The following is a 19,249-nucleotide window of genomic DNA, read 5'->3' as shown; positions in this document are numbered from 1 at the left end:
CCCGTTCCGAGAGAGCGCGGTGTCCGGTCGGGCACCGCGCTTTGTCATATCCCGAAGGCGTGGATCAACCGGCTGGTCGAGCGGGGTGCCACCCCGGCCAGGCCGCGCAGGGTGCGGCTCAGCATGGACTGCGCACTCGAGCAGTCGCGGGACGGCCGGGTGCGGATGGCGGTCTCGATCCAGCGAGCGGTCTCGGCGGGTTCGGTCATCTCCCCGTCGGACTCGGATCCGGTGCGGGCGGCCGGGTAGTGCACCGCGGTGACATGGATGCCGCGGGGAGCCAGCTCGGCGTCGGCGCACAGCCCGAATGTCGTCCAGGCGGCCTGGGAGCTGGCGTAGGAGGCGAAGTTCGGGGCCGCGCCGGTCTCGGGGCTCCACGGTCCCACATTGACCACATGGCCCGACCCGGAGGCGAGCATGGCCGGCAGCAGGCCCAGGGTGAGCCGCAGCGGACCGAAGTAGTTGGCGGCCATCATCCGCTGGTAGTCGCGGAAGCGGTCCAGCGACTGCAGGACCGGGCGGTGCAGTGGGCGGCCGGCATTGTTGATCAGGACGTCGACGCTGCCGTACTCGCGCAGCACCCAGTCGACGAGCATGTCGACGTCGCCGAGGGCGGAGATGTCGCAGCGGTACCAGTGCGCCCGGCCGCCATCGCGGGTGAGCTCGGTGCAGGCCGCGGCCAGCCGGTCGCCGCGCTTGGCGATCAGCAGCAGCTCGGCGCCGCGGCGGGTGAGCAGTTCGGCGGTGGCGCGGCCGATCTCGGAACAGGCGTCGGTGAGCAGAATGCGCCGACCGGCCAGTGAGTCTTCCAGGCGGGCGCGGCGCAGCTCGGCGAATCGGGCGGGGGCGGAACGGAACTCGATCATGCGGTGTCCTCTGCTGCGAACGAACGAGCTGAACCACGCATCGGTACCCCGACCGCGCCGATGCCCCGGCAGCGGGTGCTGCAGGCTATTACATAGCTAGCGGGTGTGGCGGGTCACATGTTAATCGGTCGTGTGATATAGACGGGCCCGTTCGGAGCGGCAGATGTCAGTTATTCCGGAATCGATGTCGCGCAACAGATCCGGTGTGCCGGACTTGCCGGAATAGGTGCCGGTGGGGCGCAGGCGGCAGGTGAAGGAGATGAAACCGTGGTCCTCGCCGGACAATTCGTGCAGGTAGGGGGAGCGCACGCCATAGGTGAGGGCGGAGATGACGGTGAAGCAGCCGTTGCGCTCGCGATGGTCGGTGAGCAGGTCGTGCAGCTGGTGGAAGACCGAGGTGTAGGTCGACAGCGGCGCGAACAGCGCCACCCGGTAGGCCGGACCCCGTTCGGAGGAGGTGATGACGGTATCGGCGAGATATTCGGCGTCGCGCAGGGTCAGCACCTTCGGGGCGAACATCAGCGCACCGGCGGCGGCATTGCGGACCGGCATGGCCGCCGGGCCGCGCGCCGCGGAGGCGATGGCACCCAGCGACTTCCGCGCGCGGGCGCCGAGCTCACGGCGGGCCCGCAGCGACGGGGTGGCGGCGGTGGGGTGCAGGCTCGACCACTGCCCGAAGCGCACGGTGCCCAGCTGCACGTGGCCGGTGCCGACCGGCCGCGAGACCCGCAGGGGTGCGGTGTCGACCCAGCGACCCACCTGCAGCATGGCATCGCCCGGCTTGACGATCTCGGCGAGGGAGTGCTCGACGAAGGTGTCGAAGTCGAGGAAGCGGTGCGCGTCGGAGGTCAACCAGGTGTGGTCCTTGTCGATCTCGACGGCCTCGAGGGTGAGCGCGGTGATGATTCCGGTGCGGCCGCCGCCGCCGAGGATGCGCCGGAAGCGGTCGGCGTGGTGGGTGCGCCCGCAGGTGCCGAAACGTCCCTCGGGATCGACGTATTCGAGCGAGACGACGTTGTCGCTGAACATGCCGAAGCGGTGCGAGGCGGCGCTGAGCCCGCCGACCGCGGCGAAACCGCCCGCGGTGATCTCGCGGTGGTCGCCGACGATGGGCAGCCCCAGCCCGTGCGCGGCCAGGGTGCGGTCGATATCGGACAGCCGCGCGCCCGCCTGCACCCGCACCAGCCGCGCGTCGGCGTCGACGGCCTGCACGCGGTTCATGCGCCGCAGCGACAGCACGACACGCCGATCGGGAGGACCTAGCTCGTCGTCGGCACTGGGCTCGCCGCCACACACGGTCAGCGGCTGCGGACGTGAATCGCGAACTGTGCGAACGACATCCGCGGTGTCGCGGGGGAGGTATTCCTCAGGGAGGGCGGCCAGCGTCGTGCTCATGGCCCCACAGCTAACCACAGACGGGCCGGTTCGTCTGCCCCTGGCGACGCGGGGTGCGCGGGGTGCGTGGTGAGGGGGTCGTCATGGCGCGAAATCGCCACAAGCGGGCGCTCGTTCAGATCGGTGACAGGCGCCAGGGACGCTTGTCGTGTCGATCGCGACGCGGTTAGGTAGGGATATGAGCACGGTTCTCGTGGCCGGGGGCACCGGAGCCCTCGGCAAGCGCATAGTGCAGCGGCTGCGGGTGCGTGGGCACGAGGTGCGGGTGTTGTCCCGCCGGGAAGGTGCCGGGACGCATGTAGGCGATCTGACCACCGGTGAGGGCGTGCGGGCGGCCGCCGACGGTGCGGAGTTGATCGTGCACGCGGCGTCGGACTTTCGCAGACTGGGCAAACCGGATGTGGCGCAGACACGGAACCTGCTGTCCGTCGCGGGCGAGGCCCACCTGCTGTACGTGTCGATCGTGGGGATCGATCGGATCCCGGTGCGCTACTACCGCAACAAACTCGCCTGCGAGAAGCTCATCGCCGGAAGCGCCGTACCGCACACGATCCTGCGCGCCACTCAGTTTCACGACCTGATCGCCACGATGCTGCGGGGCGTGGAGCGGCTGCCGATCGCGCCGCTGCCCGCGGATTTCCGCTTCCAGTCCGTCGGCACCGAGGACGTCGCCCTGCGGGTGGCGGACCTGCTCGAGGGCGAACCGCGCGGTCGGGCACCGGATTTCGGCGGCCCCCAGGTCCTGACGCTGGCGCAGATGCTCGAGACCTGGCGCGCCCACCGCGGCCGGCCGCGGCGGGCGGTGCGAATCCCGCTGCCGGGTATGGTCGCCCAGGGCCTGCGATCCGGCTACCACACCTGTCCGGACCGCGCCTGCGGCGTCCAGACCTGGGCCCAGTACGTCGCCTCCGATCCGGCACCGGCCTACCGTCGGCGGTCCTAGACGTCTCAGGCGACGGTCGCCTCGAGGTCGGCGTGTGCGGTGAGCGCGAGTTTGCCGTGGCGGTCGGGCAGTTCGATGTGCGCCGCCACCGGACCGCGGGCGGGCCGGTCGGCGTCGGTCGGGAACCAGATGCGGTCGAGGTCGGCCAGGATCAGCAGGCCGTCGTGATCGCCGATCGGTGCGAATGTCGGTAGTTGCGGCGGGAACTGGGGAAGACCGAACGTGTCGCGCAGGGCGCCGACCGCCTCGGGGACGTCGGGCACACCGATGCCCACCTCGCTGATCGACAGGAGTCGTGGCGCCGCGCCGTCACCGGCGGGTGCGCCCGAATCGTGCTGCCGGGCAATGAGTTCCAGGAGAATGCCCTCGGGCCCGCGGAAGTAGAGCGACCGCGAGTCCCATGCGGCCGGACCGTCGATCACCTCGGAGTCGTTCACGCGCAGCAGGTCCACCCGCTCGCCCAGCCACCGCCGCGCGGTCTCGAAATCGCGGGGCGCAATGCCGAACGCCAGATGATGCACCCCGGAGAACGCCTCCCCGCGGGTCACCACCAGCCTGCTGGCGCCGATGCCGACCTGCACCCGCTCGGCCGACGCCTGCACCGGAAGCTGCAGTACCTCACGGTAGAACGCCGCGTTGGCCCCGAGCTCGGTGGCGGTGATGGTCACTTCGCGGATTCTCATCCGGTCCTCCTTCGTCTTCGCGTCGCCACCGACGCTAGAACCTCAACCTCTGTTGATGTCAAAGGAGATGCTCTTGACGCCGAGAGCCGAGCGGCGTCTGGAAAAATGCGGTGGGTGAGTGCCACCGGGGATGATGTCCGCGCCTTTGCTCTGTCGTTGCCGCAGACGTCGGAGCAGTTTTTGTGGGAGATGCCGATCTTTCGGGTCGCGGGCAAGCTGTTTCTCACCCTTCCCGAGTCCGAAACGTCGATGGCGGTGCGCTGCCCCATCGCCGACCGGGACGAACTGGTCGTCGCCGAACCGCACAAGTTCTGGATCGCCGCCCACGAGGCCAACAACGCCTGGGTGCGCGTGCGCCTGTCCGAGCTCGAGGACCGCGACGAACTGGAAGCCATCGTGCTCGATTCCTGGCGGCAGGCCGCGCCGCGGAACCTGCTCGACGAGGCAGGCTGACGGGGCGGCCGCGACTAGACTGGGGACGCTGCTCGTGAACGTGGTCGATGTCGGTGTCCGAAGCAGAAGGCCCAGCGGAGATGATCATGGCCGGACAAGGAAATGGTAAGAGGCACACCGAGTCTCGATGGCCGGGCGGCGTACCGGCGATCCGCTACCCGGAGCGGGCGATCATCGATTCCCTCCTCCCGGCAATGGTCGAGCGGCGCAGTGCGGTGCTGACGGCCGCCCCGGCGCTGGTGCACGTCTGGGGCTTCACCGGGACCGGCGGGGCCGAGGAGATCAATGCGGCGGGTGTGACGGAGTTCTCGCCCGACGACGCCCCCGTGGTCGCCGGGTCGCCGATCCTGGAGATCGCCGCACGAATGATGACGGGTATGGGCGGGCGGCTCTGGGGATTCGGGCTGGCCTACCGGTCCCTCGCGGAGGCGACCGTCCGTGAGGTGGGCGGGGCGGCGCAATCGGAGTCCACGGCTCGGCTGCAGGACCGCCCCACCGCCGAAGAGGTCTGGGTGGCAACGATTTTCGATGCCCGCGGCCACGAATATACCCAGCTGCGGTACCTCTATCTGCCCGACCTCGAACCGATCGGCTGGGACGCCGACACCCTCGACCGCCGCAGCACCATCGACGACTGGTTCGACCGCGCGTATCGGGGAATCGTCTCCGCCCACGTCTGGGCCGCGGCGCTGGCGCTGGACGCGACCCGCAACCACACCATCCTCGGCCAACTCCAACGCCACCTGCGGCGGTGATCCCGGCCCTCCCCGAGAATTCGGAGGCGGGGGTCAGGCAGCGTTCAGAGAGTCGGTGATCCGGTCGGCCGTGGCCGCGACGGCGGAACCCAGTTGCGCCAGCGCCGGTGCGGTCAGGAGCATGTCGGGGCAGGCGACGACGGTCGCCGCGACGGTGTGGTCGTCGGTGAAGACCGGGGCGGCCACCGTCACCACCGCATTCTCGGCGCCGAGTTCGTCGGGGAGATAGTCGATGGTGATCAGGTCGGCGATCATGGCGTTGAGACGGTTGCGCAGCGGGTCGGTGACCGGTGAATTGCGCAGGGCGGCAAGGGCTTGCAGCATCGGGGCCGAGTCGTCGGCCAGGCGTTCCACGGAATAGCCGCGCGAGCGCACCGCCTCGAGCACCGCGACCAAGCGGTCCCGATGCGCGGGATCGGCACTGTCGACCCAGGCGCGGCGCTCGGATTCCGGTGCCCAGGCGACGAATTCGCGGGCCACCGGCGGTGCGATGGGCAGGCGGCGGCCCGCGCGGATCCACGGCACCGACGGGCTGCCCATCACCTCGCTGATGACGATCGAGCCGTTGTCACGCTCGGCGAGGAAGACCGGAACGGCCGCGTTCTCGGCCAGCTCTCGCATCGGCTCCAGCGCGAGCCGGCGCAGCGGAAATGCCGCCTCGGCCCGGCGGGCCACCGTCAGCAGGCCCAGGCCCAGGCCGTAATTGCCGTCCACGTCGCGCACGGTCCAGCCGTCGGCCGTCAGCTGGGTGAGTACCGCGTGCGCGGTGGCCCGGGACATGCCGGTGTCGCGCACGATCCGGGCCAGCGACAGATGGTCGGCGGGACGGCGCGAGAGCAGCTCGATCACCTGCACCACCCGATGCGTGGGTGGAGACGCGAAAGCGGCGGTGTCGGAGCCGGAGTCGGCAACGGGCTCTTGACCGGCGCGCCGGGAGCGGCCTATCGTCGGTGTCACAATATCGAACGATAGCGTCGAATATTCGACAACGCAAGTGGGTGAGTGATGCGGACGGGATACGAGCTGTCGCATCTGGCGGCGTGCGAGGCCGAATCGGTGCACATCTTCCGGGAGGTCGCGGCGACGTTCGAGCGTCCGGTGCTGCTGTTCTCCGGCGGTAAGGATTCGGCGGTGATGCTGGAGCTGGCGCGCAAGGCGTTCTGGCCCGCCCCGCTGCCGTTTCCGTTGCTGCACATCGACACCGGGCACAATTTCGACGAGGTGATCGACTTCCGCGACCGCACCGCGGCGCGGCTGGGTGCCCGCCTGCTGGTGGCGCGGGTGCAGGACGATATCGACGCCGGCCGGGTGGTGGAGCGGCCGGGGGAGAGCCGCAACCGGCTGCAGACCACCACGCTGCTGCGCGCGATCACCGAGCACCGGTTCGATGCGGTGTTCGGCGGCGCCCGCCGCGACGAGGAGAAGGCGCGGGCCAAGGAGCGGGTGTTCAGCTTCCGCGACGAATTCGGCGGCTGGGAGCCGCGCGCGCAGCGGCCGGAGATCTGGAATCTGTACAACGGCAGACACCGTGCGGGCGAACACATCCGCGTCTTCCCGCTGTCGAACTGGACCGAACTCGACATCTGGGAGTACATCGATCGCGAGGAGGTCGAACTGCCTCCGCTGTACTACGCGCACCGGCGCACAGTGGTGTGGCGCGACGGAATGCTGTTGGCGGCCAACCGCTTTCTCCCACTCCGCGTCGGCGAGGAGGTCTTCGAGGCGACGGTGCGCTTCCGCACGGTGGGCGATGCCACCTGCACCGGCTGTATCGAGAGCGAGGCCGCCGATCCCGCGGCCGTCATCGCCGAAACGGCCGTCACCCGCCTCACCGAGCGCGGTGCGACCCGTGCCGACGACCGCATCTCCGATTCCGGAATGGAAGACCGCAAGCGGGAGGGCTACTTCTGATGGGCCGCAATCTGCTGAGACTGGCGACGGCGGGCAGCGTCGACGACGGTAAGTCCACCCTGATCGGCCGCCTGCTCTACGACTCGAAAAACCTGTTCGCCGACCAGCTGGCGGCGATCGAGCGGGTCAGCGCCCGGCGCGGGGACGCGGCGACGGATCTGGCGCTGGTGACCGACGGTCTGCGCGCCGAGCGCGAGCAGGGCATCACCATCGATGTCGCCTACCGCTATTTCGCCACGCCCCGAAGGAAATTCGTCATCGCCGACACCCCCGGGCATGTGCAGTACACCCGCAATATGGTGACCGGCGCCTCGACCGCGGACCTGGCCCTGATCCTCGTCGATGCCCGCAAGGGAGTGGTGGAGCAGACCCGCCGCCACGCGTTCCTGGCCACCCTGCTCGGTGTGCCGCACGTGGTGGTGTGCGTGAACAAGATGGATCTGGTCGGCTGGTCGCAGGAGCGGTTCGACGAGATCCGCGCCGAATTCGCCACCTTCGCGGCCAAACTCACCGTGAACGACCTGAGTTTCGTGCCGGTGTCGGCGCTGCACGGCGACAATGTCGTCGACTCGTCCGCGCGCATGCCGTGGTATCCGGGCCCGCCGTTGCTGCCACACCTGGAGGACGTGCACATCGCCTCCGACCGCAACCTGATCGATGCGCGACTGCCCGTGCAGTACGTGATCCGGGGCCACGGGGCCCACCGCAGCTATGCGGGCACCGTCGCGGGCGGCATCTTCAAACCCGGTGACGAGATCGTGGTGCTGCCGTCGGGACGGACCACGCGGGTCGCGCATATCTGGGGGCCGGGTGGCACCACGGTGAAGGAGGCGTTCACCGGGATGGCCGTCTCGCTGACCCTCGACGACGAGGTGGACGTGGGTCGAGGAGATATGCTGGCGCGCCCGGGGAATCGGCCCCATATCGATCGTGAGGCGGCCGCCATGGTGTGCTGGTTCTCCGACGACACCGTGCTGCGTGGCGGCTCGGAGTACACCATCCGCACGGCCGCCCAGACGACCAAGGTGCGCGTCACCGGCCTGGACTATCGCCTCGACGTCAACACCCTGCACCGCGAGGTCGGGGCGGAAAGCTTGGCGCTCAACGATATCGGGCGGTTGACGCTGCGCAGTCACCGGCCGTTGATGGTCGACCCCTACCGCGACAACCGGCGCACCGGCAGCTTCATCCTCATCGACGATGCGACGAATCAGACCGTGGCCGCGGGCATGATCCTCGCCCGCGACACCGGTGCGTCCGACCGGCGCTCGGAGGTCGTGTGGCACGGCTCGTCGGTGGGACGCGCCGGACGGCCGCACGAGGGGGCGACGGTCTGGCTGACGGGGCTGTCCGGATCCGGAAAGTCCACGATCGCCGTCGAATTGGAGAGACAGCTGGTGGAATCCGGCCGCCCGGCCTACCTGCTCGACGGGGACAATCTGCGCCACGGCCTCACTGCCGACCTCGGTTTCGGCGATGACGATCGCCGCGAGAACATCCGGCGCGTGGCCGAGGTGGCGGCGCTGTTCGCCGATGCCGGTGTGGTGGCGATCGTGTCGCTGATCAGCCCGTTCGCCGCCCAGCGGGAACAGGCGCGCGCCGCACACCGCGATCGGGCGCTGCCGTTCCATGAGGTGTTCGTCGACACCCCGCTGGAGCTGTGTGAACGCCGGGATCCGAAGGGGCTCTATGCCCGTGCTCGCGCCGGGAAGCTGCGGCAGTTCACCGGCATCGACTCGCCGTATGAGCGACCCGAACACCCGGACCTGATCGTGACACCGGAGCAGGGGACGCCCGCCGACATCGCCGCATCGATCCGGCGTGAATTGGGATTGTAGAAAGTTGGGAAAGCGATGGAACAATCCGTGACCGAGCCGTTCCTGGCGGCCGTCGCCGAGGCCGAAAAGCTCGTGTCCTCAGCGGAATTCATTCACGACGAGCAGGATCTCGCCGAGGGGTACGACTACCTGCAGGGCAGTATTCAGGCCGTCCTGCACCTCTCCCGCGCCCACGGCACCAGCCACCCGTACTTCGTCACCTCCACCGGCCCCTACACCAAGATGGGCCTGGACAACCCGGACACGCTCTACTACCACGCCAATGTCGAGCCGGCCGCGGAGTATCTGGTCACCGGCACCCGCGGCAGCACGGTCGACCTGAGTTTTCAAGTGCTCAAAGGCGATTACACCGCCACCGACGTGCCCAACGGCGACGACGCCTTCGACGACCGTCGCCTGCTGATCGACCCCGACGGCAGTTATCGGCTGCGATTCGGGCCACCCAAGCCCGATCCGGAGCCGAACTATTTCGTGCTCGGGGAGGGCGCCTCGATGCTGGCGGTGCGCGAGGTGTACGGCGACTGGAACCGCGAACGCAAGGGCACCATCCGCATCGAACGCGTCGATACCATCGGAACCGCCCCTGTCCCAACCGATCTGGAACAGCTGCGCAAACGCTATCGCGCGGCCGGGCGGATGCTGGTGCAGCGCATCCAGACGTGGTTCAACTTCCCCACATGGTTCTACCTGGATCTGCCGGTGAACACGCTCACCGAACCGCGGCTCACCCCGGGCGGCCTGAGTACCCAGTACTCCTCGGTCGGCCACTTCGATCTGACCGAGGATCAGGCGCTGGTCGTCACCGTGCCGAAATCCGAGGCGCCTTACCAGGGTTTCCAGCTCGGCAGCCGCTGGTACATCTCCCTGGACTACGTCAACCACCAGACCAGCCTCAACAGCGCTCAGGCGCAGGTCGATCCGGACGGTGTGATCCGCATGGTGGTGTCGGCCTGCAATCCGGGCGTCGCGAACTGGATCGAGACCACCGGGCGGCGCCGGGGGATTCTGCAGTTCCGCTGGCAGCGCACCGACCGGCCGATCACCGCCGCCGACGGACCCACCGCGACGCTGGTGCCGATCGACGAGGTCGCCGCCAGGCTGCCCTATTACGACAGCAACCGCATCGACGAAAACGGCTGGCGGGCACGCATTGCCGAACGGCAGCGCGGCTTTTCGGAAAGGATGCTGGCATGAGCGGTCACGGCCCGGAGGCGGCAGCGGAGCGTAATCCCGGAGGGCCCAGAGCTCATGCCGAGGATGGATACAGCATGACAATGCTCGCCGATAAGGTTGTCGTCGTCAGCGGTGTGGGGCCGGGTCTGGGCCGGTCCATCTGCACCCAGTCGGCGGCCGCGGGAGCGAAGGTGGTGCTGGCCGCGCGCACCGAGTCCCGGCTGCACGAGGTGGCCGCCGAGATCGGGTCCGGCGGCGGGACGGCGCTGAGCGTGCCCACCGACATCACCGACGATGCGGCCGTGGCGAATCTGCTCGCGCGGACCGTGGAGACCTTCGGCCGCGTCGATGCCCTGGTGAACAACGCGTTCTCGGTGCCGTCGATGAAATCGCTGGAGCGCACCGATTTTCAGCAGATCCGCGACAGCCTGGATCTGACCGTTCTCGGCGGGCTGCGCATGACCAAGGCGTTCGCCGATGAGCTGGCGAAGACCAAGGGGGCGGTGGTGATGATCAACTCGGCCGCCATCCGGCACTCCGAACCCCGCTACGGCAGCTACAAACTGTCCAAGGCGGCGCTGCTGGCGATGTCGCAGACGCTGGCAACCGAGCTGGGGGAGAAGGGAATTCGCGTCAACAGCGTCGCGCCGGGCTATATCTGGAGCGATCAACTGAAGTGGTATTTCGGCAAGGTGGCCGAGAAGTACGGCATCACCGTCGAGCAGGTGTATCAGCAGACCGCGGCCCGCTGCGATCTGAAACGCCTGCCCGAACCCGACGAAATCGCTCGCGCGGTGGTGTTTCTCGCCTCCGACTGGGCCAGCGCCATCACCGGTCAGACCATGGACGTCAACTGCGGCGAATACCACGCGTGATTCCGGCGAAAGCATGCCGGAATTTGGTAATTAGGGAGTTTTCATGACTGCACGTACCGATGTAGGCACCGTCGACGATTTGCACGCCTCGGCCACGAAGGCCTGTGGCCTCACCGATTTCGGCGCCGACGACTATCGCGAGGCCCTCGAGGTCCTGCTCGAGTCCTATCGCCGCGACGCGGACCTCACCGAACTCGGCAGCAAGATGAACCGCTATTTCCTGCGCGGCGCGCTGGTCGCGCGGGCACTGAGCGAGGCGTCGTGGCAGGCACATCCGGAGTACGCCCGGACCCCGATCACCCGCCCCCTCTTCGTCACCGGCCTGCCCCGCACCGGCACCACCGCGCTGCATCGGTTGCTGGCCGCCGATCCGCGCCACCAAGCCCTGGAGATGTGGCTGACCGAATTCCCGCAGCCCCGCCCGCCGCGCGAGACCTGGGCCGACAATCCGGTCTATCAGCGCATCGACGCCGGATTCGCCCGGCACCACATCGAGAATCCGGAGTTCATGGGCCTGCACTACATGAGCGCGGCCGAGGTGGAGGAATGCTGGCAGCTGTTGCGGCAGACGGTGAAATCGGTCTCCTACGAATGCCTGGCCTATCTGCCCACCTACTCGCAGTGGCTGCGGCGCCAGGATTGGACCGACGCCTATCTGCGGCACCGCAAGAACTTGCAGCTGATCGGCCTCGGTGACGACCGCCGCTGGATCCTGAAGAATCCGAGCCACCTGTTCGGCCTGGATGCGCTCATGGCCGCCTACCCGGACGCGCTCGTGATCCAGACCCATCGCGACCCGGCCACGGTGCTGGCCTCGGCCTGCAGCCTGTCCGAGCATGCCGCCCGAGGATGGTCGAATACGTTCTCCGGCAAGAGGATCGGGGAGACACAGCTCGAGCTGTGGTCCCGCGGGCTGCGCGAATTCACCGCGGCCCGCAGGCGCTACGATCCGGCGCAATTCCTCGATATCGAGTTCGCCGAGTTGCGCGCCGATCCGCTGGGCACCGTCGAGACCATCTACCGCGCCTTCGGGATCGACCTCACCGACGAGGCCCGCGCCGCGATGGCCGCGCTGGACGAACAGAGCCGCACCGGGGACCGCAAACCCGTCCACAGCTACTCACTGGCCGACTACGGATTGAGCGAGGCGCAGGTCAAGGAGTATTTCCAGACGGTGTAGAGGCGACTAATCTTCTCCCATGACGGATTTCGCCGACTTCGACGAACTGCGGGCGGCCGTGGGAACCGAGATCGGTGTCAGCGACTGGCTGACCATCGATCAGGACCGCATCGACAAGTTCGCCGACGCCACCGACGACCACCAGTGGATCCACGTCGACCCGGACAAGGCCGCGCAGGGCCCCTTCGGGCGCACCATCGCCCACGGGTTCCTCACCCTGTCGCTGCTGGTGCCGCTCACCAACCAGGCCACCACGGTCCATGGAATCCGCATGGGAATCAACTACGGGCTCAACAAGGTTCGCTTCATCACCCCGGTGCCCGTGGGCGGCCGCATCCGCGCCCGCGTGCGGCTCGATTCGGTCACCGACATTCCCGGTGGGGTGCAGGCGCAGCGCACCGTCACCCTCGAACTGGAGGGTGCCGAGAAACCGGCCTGCGTCGCGGAAGGTATTGCGCGCTACCTGGTTTGAGGCCTAGGTGGCCGGAGTCAGCCTCAGGACGGGGAGCTGGCGATCGGTCTTCTGGGCGTATTCCGAATACCGCGGCTGTTCGGCGGTGATTCGTTTCCAGGCGGCCTCGCGGGCGGCGCCCTCCAACTGCTCGGCCCGCACCCGGAACTTGGTACCGCCCACCTCCGCCCACACCTGATCGGGGTGGGCGGCGATGTTGTGATACCAGGCCGGATGCTGGCGTGAGCCGCCGAGGGAGGCGACCACCAGCCAGCCGTCGTCCTCCGGGAAACGTGTCACCGGAACCCGCCGCTGCTGCCCCGACTTCGCCCCCACCGTCGTCAGATACAGCAGATCCATCCCCATGAACCGGTCCCCGCGCCAGCGGTGATACCGCTCCATCCCCCGCATCAGCAAGCGTGTGACCGCATTCGATTGCGGCGCATTCTTTCCCCGTGTCCCCGCCGGAATCTTCTGGAAGCTCATGGCCTGCTCCTCGCTGCCCTGCTCCCTGAAGTTTAGAAGGTTTCGACTCCCCGTCAGTCCGAACCGAGTTGGTTGGTGACGGTGACCCAGCGATCCAGCAGGGCCGCCGCGGCGCCGCTGTCGACGGCGTGCGCGGCCCGCTGCAGGGCCGCGCCGAGGGCGTCGTGGAGGTCGTTGTCGGCGGTCTCCGGGCTCAGGTCGCAGGCGGCGATGGCGGCGGCGGAGTTGAGCAGCACCGCGTCACGCACCGGGCCGGGCGCGCCGGCGAGCATATTGCGGGCGATGACGGCATTGGTTTCGGCGTCGCCACCGCGCAGGTCGTCGGGCTGGGCGCGGCCGACACCCAGCCGGGTCGGATCGATGGTCGTGTGCGTGAGATGTCCGCCGCTCACCACCCACGCCTCGGTCGTGTCGGCGGTGGTGATCTCGTCCAGACCGTCGTTACCGCGCACGACGAGCGCATTGGCGCCGCGCTCGGCGAATGCGCCCGCGATCACCGGCAGCAGGTCGGTGAATGCGCAGCCGATCAGCCCGGCGCGGGGCTGGGCCGGATTGGTGAGCGGCCCCAGCACATTGAACACCGTCGGAATGCCGATATCCCGGCGCGCGGCCGCGGCGAACCGCAGCGCCGGATGGAACAGGGGCGCGAAACAGAATCCGATGCCCACCTCGGTGACGCACTGTGCGACCGCCTTGGGGCCCAGCGCGATCCGCACGCCGAGCGCCTCGAGCACATCGGCGCCGCCGCTCTTGGACGAGGCCGCCCGGTTGCCGTGCTTGACCACCGGCACCCCCGCGGCGGCCACCACGATCGACGACATCGTGGAGATGTTGACCGTGCCCGACCGGTCGCCGCCGGTGCCGACGATATCGACCGCCCCCACGTCCAGCGTGACCCGCCGCGCGTGCCCCAGCATGCCCTGGGCCAGGCCGGACAGCTCGGTCGCGGTGGGGCCCTTCATCTTCATGGCCACGCCGAAGGCGGCGATCTGGGCGGGGGTGGCATTGTCGGAGAAGATTTCGTCGATGGCCCACGCCGCCTGCTCCGCGGTCAGATCGACCCCGTCGGTGAGGGCACCGAGAATCTCGGGCCAGCTGCGCGCGCTCATCAACATCTCCTGTCGCGTACTTCGCACCTCACGTGCTCGGCTAGCAGCCTAGTGCGATCCCGCAATCCGTTTATCGCCCGGCTGCAATGCGTCCCACCCCCGCGCGACCCCGTCGTGGCGCTGGGCCAGCCCCGCCATCCGCGAGCGTTCCTGCGAACAATGCAGCGCATCGAGCAGCTGCACCCGCCGCAGGACCAATTCCACGATCTGCGCATCGGACTCGGTGCGCTCGGCGGGCGCGTACCCGTCCTGGGCGGCGATATCGATGACCCGATCCGCCTGGTCGACGGGAACCCGCAGGTGATGGCGCAGGACGGCCGGGTCCTCGGGCACCCAGCCCGCCGCCCGCCGCAGGGCTGCCGAGCATGCCTCGGCATCGTCGAAACTCGACACGACCACGACCAGATCGTCCCGATCCGGATCCAACCCCGTCGCGTCGGCGCGCCCGAGCAGGCGCCGCCACCCCGATCGCAGTCCCATCACACCCGCTTTCGAAATTTTTCCGTTTCCCGGGAACCGGGAGCCTCACCCATCCGACTTCAACAGTAGAAAACACCTCCGTCCGGACCCGCGGAACCGGCCCGAGCTGCGCATTTGCATGACACGCCGGGCCGCCGGTGAGACCCCGTCTCGCCGTGCGGTTTCCGACACGGACCATGAAGAATCCCACCCGGGTACGCCTGTCGTACTACGACGAGTCATACTTACCGGCGTGACGACCGCAGTAGGGACCCCAGGATCGGCCATTACTCAGCGTGTGCACTCGCTGAACCGGCCCAACATGGTCAGCGTCGGAACCATCATCTGGCTGTCGAGCGAGCTGATGTTCTTCGCCGGCCTGTTCGCCATGTACTTCGTCGCGCGCGCGCAGGCGCACGGCAACTGGCCGCCGGAACCGACCGAGCTGAACATGTATCTCGCCGTGCCGGTCACCACGGTGCTCATCCTGTCCTCGTTCACCTGCCAGATGGGCGTGTTCGCGGCGGAGAAGGGCGACGTCTTCGGCCTGCGGCGCTGGTATGTGATCACCTTCCTGATGGGCCTGTTCTTCGTGCTCGGCCAGGGGTACGAGTACTACAACCTCTACAACGAGGGCACCACGATCTCGAGCAGCGTCTACGGCTCGGTGTTCTTCATCACCACCGGCTTCCACGGTCTGCACGTCATCGGTGGTCTGATCGCCTTCATCTTCCTGCTCGTCCGCACCACGGTCAGCAAGTTCACCCCGGCGCAGGCCACGGCGGCGATCGTCGTCTCCTACTACTGGCACTTCGTCGACATCGTGTGGATCGGGCTGTTCGCCACGATCTACTTCGTCCGGTAAACGGGCAGCCACGCTTCGAAGAGCACACCAGCTTCAGCATCAGTCGGTTCCGTCTACTCCAAAGGGACACAGATGAGTTCATCTCCCCCGTCAGCGCCAGATCCCATCAGCCCCGGGGTCGGCAGCGCGAAGAACGACCAGGCCACCAAGACTCGCAAGCAGCGCCGGATGCGCCGCAAGCTGGCGGGCGGCCTGGTTCTTCTGATGGGCCTCGTCGGAGCCGGCTTCGCGGCGTCGGCGCTGACCCCGCGTGCGCAGGTCGCGACGGCGAACGAGGATCAGAGCGCCCTGATCCGCGAGGGTAAGCAGATCTACGACACCTCCTGCATCACCTGCCACGGTGCCAACCTGCAGGGTGTGCCCGATCGCGGCCCGAGCCTCATCGGCGTCGGTGAGGCCGCCGTCTACTTCCAGGTCTCCACCGGCCGCATGCCCGCCGCCGCCAACGGCGCGCAGATCCAGCGCAAGCCGCCGAAGTTCGACGAGCGCATGACCGACGCCCTGGGCGCCTATGTCGCGGCCAACGGCGGTGGCCCCACGGTCGTGCGCGATCCGGACGGCAAGATCGCCGAAGAGTCGCTGACCAAGAACGCCGACATCGCCCGCGGTGGCGAGCTGTTCCGCATGAACTGCGCGTCGTGTCACAACTTCACCGGTCGCGGTGGCGCCCTGTCGTCGGGTAAGTTCGCCCCGCCGCTGGTCCCCGCGAGCGAACAGCAGATCTACACCGCGATGCTGACCGGCCCGCAGAACATGCCGAAGTTCTCCGACCGGCAGCTGACCCCGGAGGAGAAGCGCGACATCGTCGCCTACGTCAAGAACCGGACCGAGTCGCATCCGGAGGGCGGTTACGGCCTCGGCGGCTTCGGTCCCGCGACCGAGGGCCTGGCCATCTGGGTGGTCGGGATCGTGGTCCTGGTCGGAGCGGCGATGTGGATTGGATCTCGCTCATGAGTGAACAGGAGCCCAAGGACATGGGTCGGCCCGAAGACCCCCACGGAAATCTGAACCCGACCGACGACCAGCTCGACGCCATGTCGCGCGACGATCTGGTCAAGCTCGGCACCGAACTCGACGGCGTCGACGTCGCCTACCGCGCGCCGCGCTGGCCGGTTCCGGGCACCCGCGCGGAGAAGCGGGCCGAGCGGCAGGTGGCGCTGTGGTTCGCCATCTCGGCGCTGTCGGGTATCGCACTGATCGGTGTGTTCCTGTTCTGGCCCTGGCACTACAAGGGCGAGGGCGAGGACGGCGCGGGCATCTACTCGCTGACCACCCCGCTCTACGGTCTGCTGCTGGGTATCGCGGTGCTGGCCATCGGCATCGCCGCGGTGCTCATCCGCAAGAAGTTCATCCCGGCCGAGATCTCGATCCAGGATCGCCACGACGGCCCCTCCGACGAGGTCAACCGCCGCACGCTGGTCGCCGAGCTGACCGACGCGCTGGACACCTCCACGCTGGGCCGCCGCAAGCTGATCACCCGCACCGCGGGGCTGGGCGTCGGCGCGCTGGGTATCGGCGCGCTGTTCATGTTCGTCGGTGGTCTGGTCAAGAACCCGTGGGCCAAGGGCGACAAGTCGGAGCTGTGGGTGTCGGGCTGGACCCCGGACTACCCGGGCCAGACCATCTACCTGCGCAAGGACACCGGCCGCCCGGAGGACATCGTGCTGGTGCGTCCGGAGGATCTGGACGCCGGTGGCATGGAGACCGTCTTCCCGTGGAAGGAAGAGTGGCGCGGTAACGAGCACGAGACCCTCGAGTCGCTGCGCGGTATCCGCAACGCCGTCATGCTGATCCGCCTGCGCACCGAGGACGCGCAGAAGGCGATCAAGCGCAAGGGCCAGGAGAGCTTCAACTACGGCGACTACTTCGCCTACTCGAAGATCTGCACCCACCTGGGCTGCCCGACCTCGCTGTACGAGCAGCAGACCAACCGGATCCTGTGCCCGTGCCACCAGTCGCAGTTCTCGGCGACCGAGTGGGGTAAGCCGGTCTTCGGTCCCGCCGCTCGTGCGCTGCCGCAGCTGCCCATCACCGTCAACACCGAGGGCTACCTGGTCGCCAACGGCGACTTCATCGAGCCGCTCGGCCCGGCTTACTGGGAGCGTCGTTCATGAGTCCTAGCAAAGCGGCCGCACAGGCCAATGAAATGGATGAGCGCTACCACATGGCGGCGTTCGTCAAGCGGTCGATCAACAAGGTCTTTCCGACCCACTGGTCGTTCCTGCTCGGCGAGATCGCGCTGTACGCCTTCATCATCCTGATCCTGTCGGGTGTGTACCTGACCCTGTTCTTCGATCCGTCGATGAGCGAGGTCGTGTACAACGGCGCATATCAGCCGCTGCGCGGCGTCACCATGTCGCGGGCCTACGAGACCGCGCTGAACATCTCCTTCGAGGTGCGCGGCGGTCTGTTCGTGCGCCAGGTGCACCACTGGGCGGCACTGCTGTTCGCGGCGTCGATCATCATCCACCTGTTCCGCATCTTCTTCACCGGCGCGTTCCGCAAGCCGCGCGAGGCGAACTGGGTGATCGGTTCGCTGCTGCTGATCCTGGCGATGTTCGAGGGCTTCTTCGGCTACTCGCTGCCCGACGATCTGCTCTCGGGTACCGGTCTGCGCGCGGCGTTCGGCGGTATCACCATGGGTATCCCGGTGATCGGCACCTGGATGCACTGGCTGATCTTCGGCGGTGACTTCCCGGGCACCATCATCATTCCGCGGTTGTTCATCGCGCACGTGCTGCTGTTCCCGGGCATCATGCTGGCCCTGGTCGCCGCGCACGTGGCGCTGGTCTGGTACCAGAAGCACACGCAGTTCCCCGGTCCCGGCCGCACCGAGAAGAACGTGGTGGGCGCCCGCATCGTGCCGGTGTTCGCCGCCGATCAGGGTGCGTTCTTCATGTTCACGCTGGGCATCGTCGCCATCATGGGTGGTGTCCTGCAGATCAATCCGATCTGGAACCTGGGCCCCTACAACCCCTCTCAGGTGTCGGCGGGGTCGCAGCCGGACTTCTACATGATGTGGACCGACGGTATGGCGCGTCTGATGCCGCCGTGGGAGCTGTACCTGGGCCGCTACACCGTGCCCGGGCCGTTCTGGGTGGCGCTGATCATGGGGCTGGTGTTCACGGTGCTGATCGCCTACCCGTGGATCGAGAAGAAGCTGACCGGCGACGACGCGCACCACAACCTGCTGCAGCGGCCGCGTGACGTCCCGGTGCGCACCTCGATCGGTGCCATGGCCATCGCCTTCTATCTGGTGCTGACCCTGGCCTGCGTCAACGACATCATCTCGCTGAAGTTCGATGTCTCGCTGAACGCGACGACCTGGTTCTTCCGGATCGCGCTGCTGGTCGCTCCGCCGCTGGCCTACTTCGTGGCCTACCGGATGTGCCTGGGTCTGCAGCGCAGCGACCGCGCGGTGCTCGAGCACGGCATCGAGACCGGCGTGATCAAGCGGCTGCCGCACGGTGAGTACATCGAGGTGCACCAGCCGCTGGGCCCGGTCGACGAGCACGGCCACCCGATTCCGCTGGAGTACCAGGGCGCCCCGGTGCCGAAGAAGATGAACAAGCTCGGTTCGGCCGGCAAGCCGGGCCTGGGTTCGCTGCTGCGGCCGGATCCGGCACAGCAGGCCGAGGCGCTCGTCGAGTACGAGCACGAGCAGGAGCGCAAGCAACTGGCGGTACTGGCCGAATACCAGGACCGCACCAGTGGCGGTAAGCACAGCCACTGACGGCAGAACCACGAAGGCCCCGAGTCGCATGCGACTCGGGGCCTTCGCTGCGCTCAGGCAACAAGGGTTCTGCG

General features: G+C 68.0%; 20 protein-coding genes. 13 read left to right on the top strand and 7 right to left on the bottom strand.

All coding sequences use genetic code 11. From position 1 onward, the window contains the following. Positions 1-44 precede the first annotated feature (44 nt). On the bottom strand, positions 45-866 hold the full coding sequence (locus tag IU452_RS16995) for an SDR family NAD(P)-dependent oxidoreductase (RefSeq protein ID WP_195110023.1): 822 nt from the start codon (positions 864-866) through the stop codon (positions 45-47). A 120-nt stretch (positions 867-986) separates the two neighbouring features. Then, positions 987-2,261: an FAD-binding oxidoreductase gene (locus IU452_RS16990; protein WP_195110022.1), complete on the bottom strand. Its 1,275-nt coding sequence runs from the start codon at positions 2,259-2,261 to the stop codon at positions 987-989. A gap of 178 nt (positions 2,262-2,439) precedes the next feature. Here IU452_RS16990 and IU452_RS16985 point away from each other — a divergent pair, with 178 nt between their 5' ends. Beyond that, positions 2,440-3,204, top strand: coding sequence for an SDR family oxidoreductase (locus IU452_RS16985; protein ID WP_195110021.1), 765 nt, complete (start codon positions 2,440-2,442; stop codon positions 3,202-3,204). A gap of 5 nt (positions 3,205-3,209) precedes the next feature. Here IU452_RS16985 and IU452_RS16980 read toward each other — a convergent pair whose 3' ends face one another. Then, complete coding sequence (locus IU452_RS16980) at positions 3,210-3,887, bottom strand: VOC family protein (protein ID WP_195110020.1); 678 nt, start codon at positions 3,885-3,887, stop codon at positions 3,210-3,212. 114 nt (positions 3,888-4,001) lie between these two features. Here IU452_RS16980 and IU452_RS16975 point away from each other — a divergent pair, with 114 nt between their 5' ends. Both IU452_RS16975 and IU452_RS16970 read left to right on the top strand, forming a co-directional pair. Continuing rightward, the gene (locus IU452_RS16975; RefSeq protein WP_416382332.1) at positions 4,002-4,340 is read left to right on the top strand and encodes an MmcQ/YjbR family DNA-binding protein; all 339 of its coding nucleotides are present in this window, start codon (positions 4,002-4,004) and stop codon (positions 4,338-4,340) included. An 86-nt stretch (positions 4,341-4,426) separates the two neighbouring features. After that, positions 4,427-5,095 carry a hypothetical protein gene (locus IU452_RS16970; protein ID WP_195110018.1) on the top strand — a complete coding sequence of 223 codons (669 nt, stop codon included), beginning with the start codon at positions 4,427-4,429 and terminating at the stop codon, positions 5,093-5,095. A gap of 33 nt (positions 5,096-5,128) precedes the next feature. Here IU452_RS16970 and IU452_RS16965 read toward each other — a convergent pair whose 3' ends face one another. Further along, positions 5,129-6,052 carry a helix-turn-helix domain-containing protein gene (locus IU452_RS16965; protein ID WP_324192672.1) on the bottom strand — a complete coding sequence of 308 codons (924 nt, stop codon included), beginning with the start codon at positions 6,050-6,052 and terminating at the stop codon, positions 5,129-5,131. A 48-nt stretch (positions 6,053-6,100) separates the two neighbouring features. Here IU452_RS16965 and cysD point away from each other — a divergent pair, with 48 nt between their 5' ends. The 6 genes from cysD to IU452_RS16935 all read left to right on the top strand — a co-directional run bounded on the left by cysD (position 6,101) and on the right by IU452_RS16935 (position 12,544). Then, a complete protein-coding gene (gene cysD, locus IU452_RS16960; RefSeq protein WP_195110017.1) occupies positions 6,101-7,006 on the top strand; it encodes a sulfate adenylyltransferase subunit CysD in 906 nt (301 codons plus the stop codon). Beyond that, positions 7,006-8,844, top strand: a complete 1,839-nt coding sequence (cysC, locus tag IU452_RS16955; RefSeq protein WP_195110016.1) for an adenylyl-sulfate kinase — start codon at positions 7,006-7,008, stop codon at positions 8,842-8,844. Before cysD ends, cysC begins: the two co-directional genes overlap by 1 nt. A gap of 15 nt (positions 8,845-8,859) precedes the next feature. After that, positions 8,860-10,038, top strand: coding sequence for a hypothetical protein (locus IU452_RS16950; protein WP_195110015.1), 1,179 nt, complete (start codon positions 8,860-8,862; stop codon positions 10,036-10,038). A gap of 74 nt (positions 10,039-10,112) precedes the next feature. Beyond that, positions 10,113-10,892 (top strand): SDR family oxidoreductase, encoded by a 780-nt coding sequence (locus IU452_RS16945; RefSeq protein WP_195110014.1) that lies wholly within the window; start codon positions 10,113-10,115, stop codon positions 10,890-10,892. A 43-nt stretch (positions 10,893-10,935) separates the two neighbouring features. Continuing rightward, a complete protein-coding gene (locus IU452_RS16940) occupies positions 10,936-12,072 on the top strand; it encodes a sulfotransferase family protein (protein WP_195110013.1) in 1,137 nt (378 codons plus the stop codon). Between the two features lie 19 nt (positions 12,073-12,091). Next, entirely contained in the window at positions 12,092-12,544 is a 453-nt protein-coding gene (locus tag IU452_RS16935) for a MaoC family dehydratase (protein ID WP_195110012.1), read from the top strand. 3 nt (positions 12,545-12,547) lie between these two features. On the opposite strand, the gene IU452_RS16930 is transcribed toward IU452_RS16935, so the two are convergent. From IU452_RS16930 to IU452_RS16920, 3 genes are read right to left on the bottom strand one after another with little or no spacing between them, the layout of a single operon-like run. Next, on the bottom strand, positions 12,548-13,009 hold the full coding sequence (locus IU452_RS16930) for a nitroreductase/quinone reductase family protein (RefSeq protein ID WP_228817959.1): 462 nt from the start codon (positions 13,007-13,009) through the stop codon (positions 12,548-12,550). Between the two features lie 53 nt (positions 13,010-13,062). Beyond that, positions 13,063-14,118: an anthranilate phosphoribosyltransferase gene (gene trpD, locus IU452_RS16925; RefSeq protein WP_195110011.1), complete on the bottom strand. Its 1,056-nt coding sequence runs from the start codon at positions 14,116-14,118 to the stop codon at positions 13,063-13,065. A gap of 48 nt (positions 14,119-14,166) precedes the next feature. After that, complete coding sequence (locus tag IU452_RS16920; RefSeq protein WP_195110010.1) at positions 14,167-14,598, bottom strand: hypothetical protein; 432 nt, start codon at positions 14,596-14,598, stop codon at positions 14,167-14,169. A gap of 232 nt (positions 14,599-14,830) precedes the next feature. Here IU452_RS16920 and IU452_RS16915 point away from each other — a divergent pair, with 232 nt between their 5' ends. The 4 genes from IU452_RS16915 to IU452_RS16900 all read left to right on the top strand — a co-directional run bounded on the left by IU452_RS16915 (position 14,831) and on the right by IU452_RS16900 (position 19,175). After that, complete coding sequence (locus IU452_RS16915; RefSeq protein WP_195110009.1) at positions 14,831-15,442, top strand: cytochrome c oxidase subunit 3; 612 nt, start codon at positions 14,831-14,833, stop codon at positions 15,440-15,442. A 72-nt stretch (positions 15,443-15,514) separates the two neighbouring features. Further along, positions 15,515-16,396, top strand: a complete 882-nt coding sequence (locus IU452_RS16910; RefSeq protein ID WP_195110008.1) for a cytochrome c — start codon at positions 15,515-15,517, stop codon at positions 16,394-16,396. Positions 16,397-16,416: 20 nt separating this feature from the next. After that, positions 16,417-17,556: a ubiquinol-cytochrome c reductase iron-sulfur subunit gene (locus IU452_RS16905; protein ID WP_228818137.1), complete on the top strand. Its 1,140-nt coding sequence runs from the start codon at positions 16,417-16,419 to the stop codon at positions 17,554-17,556. Next, entirely contained in the window at positions 17,553-19,175 is a 1,623-nt protein-coding gene (locus tag IU452_RS16900) for a cytochrome b (RefSeq protein ID WP_195110006.1), read from the top strand. The genes IU452_RS16905 and IU452_RS16900 overlap by 4 nt, the downstream gene beginning before the upstream one ends. The last annotated feature ends 74 nt before the right edge of the window (positions 19,176-19,249 follow it).

This window comes from Nocardia transvalensis, assembly GCF_015477765.1.
In the GTDB taxonomy this organism is placed as follows: Bacteria; Actinomycetota; Actinomycetes; order Mycobacteriales; family Mycobacteriaceae; genus Nocardia; species Nocardia transvalensis_A.
Note: the sequence above shows the minus strand (reverse complement) of the source record. Positions and strands in the feature narration are given on the sequence as shown.

Bases quoted from the DNA above. Each gene is read 5' to 3' on its own strand.
- IU452_RS16995 (WP_195110023.1), bottom strand. From the start codon at position 866: ATGATCGAGTTCCGTTCCGCCCCCGCCCGATTCGCCGAGCTGCGCCGC.
- IU452_RS16990 (WP_195110022.1), bottom strand. From the start codon at position 2,261: ATGAGCACGACGCTGGCCGCCCTCCCTGAGGAATACCTCCCCCGCGAC.
- IU452_RS16985 (WP_195110021.1), top strand. From the start codon at position 2,440: ATGAGCACGGTTCTCGTGGCCGGGGGCACCGGAGCCCTCGGCAAGCGC.
- IU452_RS16980 (WP_195110020.1), bottom strand. From the start codon at position 3,887: ATGAGAATCCGCGAAGTGACCATCACCGCCACCGAGCTCGGGGCCAAC.
- IU452_RS16970 (WP_195110018.1), top strand. From the start codon at position 4,427: ATGGCCGGACAAGGAAATGGTAAGAGGCACACCGAGTCTCGATGGCCG.
- cysD (WP_195110017.1), top strand. From the start codon at position 6,101: ATGCGGACGGGATACGAGCTGTCGCATCTGGCGGCGTGCGAGGCCGAA.
- cysC (WP_195110016.1), top strand. From the start codon at position 7,006: ATGGGCCGCAATCTGCTGAGACTGGCGACGGCGGGCAGCGTCGACGAC.
- IU452_RS16950 (WP_195110015.1), top strand. From the start codon at position 8,860: ATGGAACAATCCGTGACCGAGCCGTTCCTGGCGGCCGTCGCCGAGGCC.
- IU452_RS16945 (WP_195110014.1), top strand. From the start codon at position 10,113: ATGACAATGCTCGCCGATAAGGTTGTCGTCGTCAGCGGTGTGGGGCCG.
- IU452_RS16940 (WP_195110013.1), top strand. From the start codon at position 10,936: ATGACTGCACGTACCGATGTAGGCACCGTCGACGATTTGCACGCCTCG.
- IU452_RS16935 (WP_195110012.1), top strand. From the start codon at position 12,092: ATGACGGATTTCGCCGACTTCGACGAACTGCGGGCGGCCGTGGGAACC.
- IU452_RS16930 (WP_228817959.1), bottom strand. From the start codon at position 13,009: ATGAGCTTCCAGAAGATTCCGGCGGGGACACGGGGAAAGAATGCGCCG.
- trpD (WP_195110011.1), bottom strand. From the start codon at position 14,118: ATGAGCGCGCGCAGCTGGCCCGAGATTCTCGGTGCCCTCACCGACGGG.
- IU452_RS16920 (WP_195110010.1), bottom strand. From the start codon at position 14,598: ATGGGACTGCGATCGGGGTGGCGGCGCCTGCTCGGGCGCGCCGACGCG.
- IU452_RS16910 (WP_195110008.1), top strand. From the start codon at position 15,515: ATGAGTTCATCTCCCCCGTCAGCGCCAGATCCCATCAGCCCCGGGGTC.
- IU452_RS16905 (WP_228818137.1), top strand. From the start codon at position 16,417: ATGGGTCGGCCCGAAGACCCCCACGGAAATCTGAACCCGACCGACGAC.
- IU452_RS16900 (WP_195110006.1), top strand. From the start codon at position 17,553: ATGAGTCCTAGCAAAGCGGCCGCACAGGCCAATGAAATGGATGAGCGC.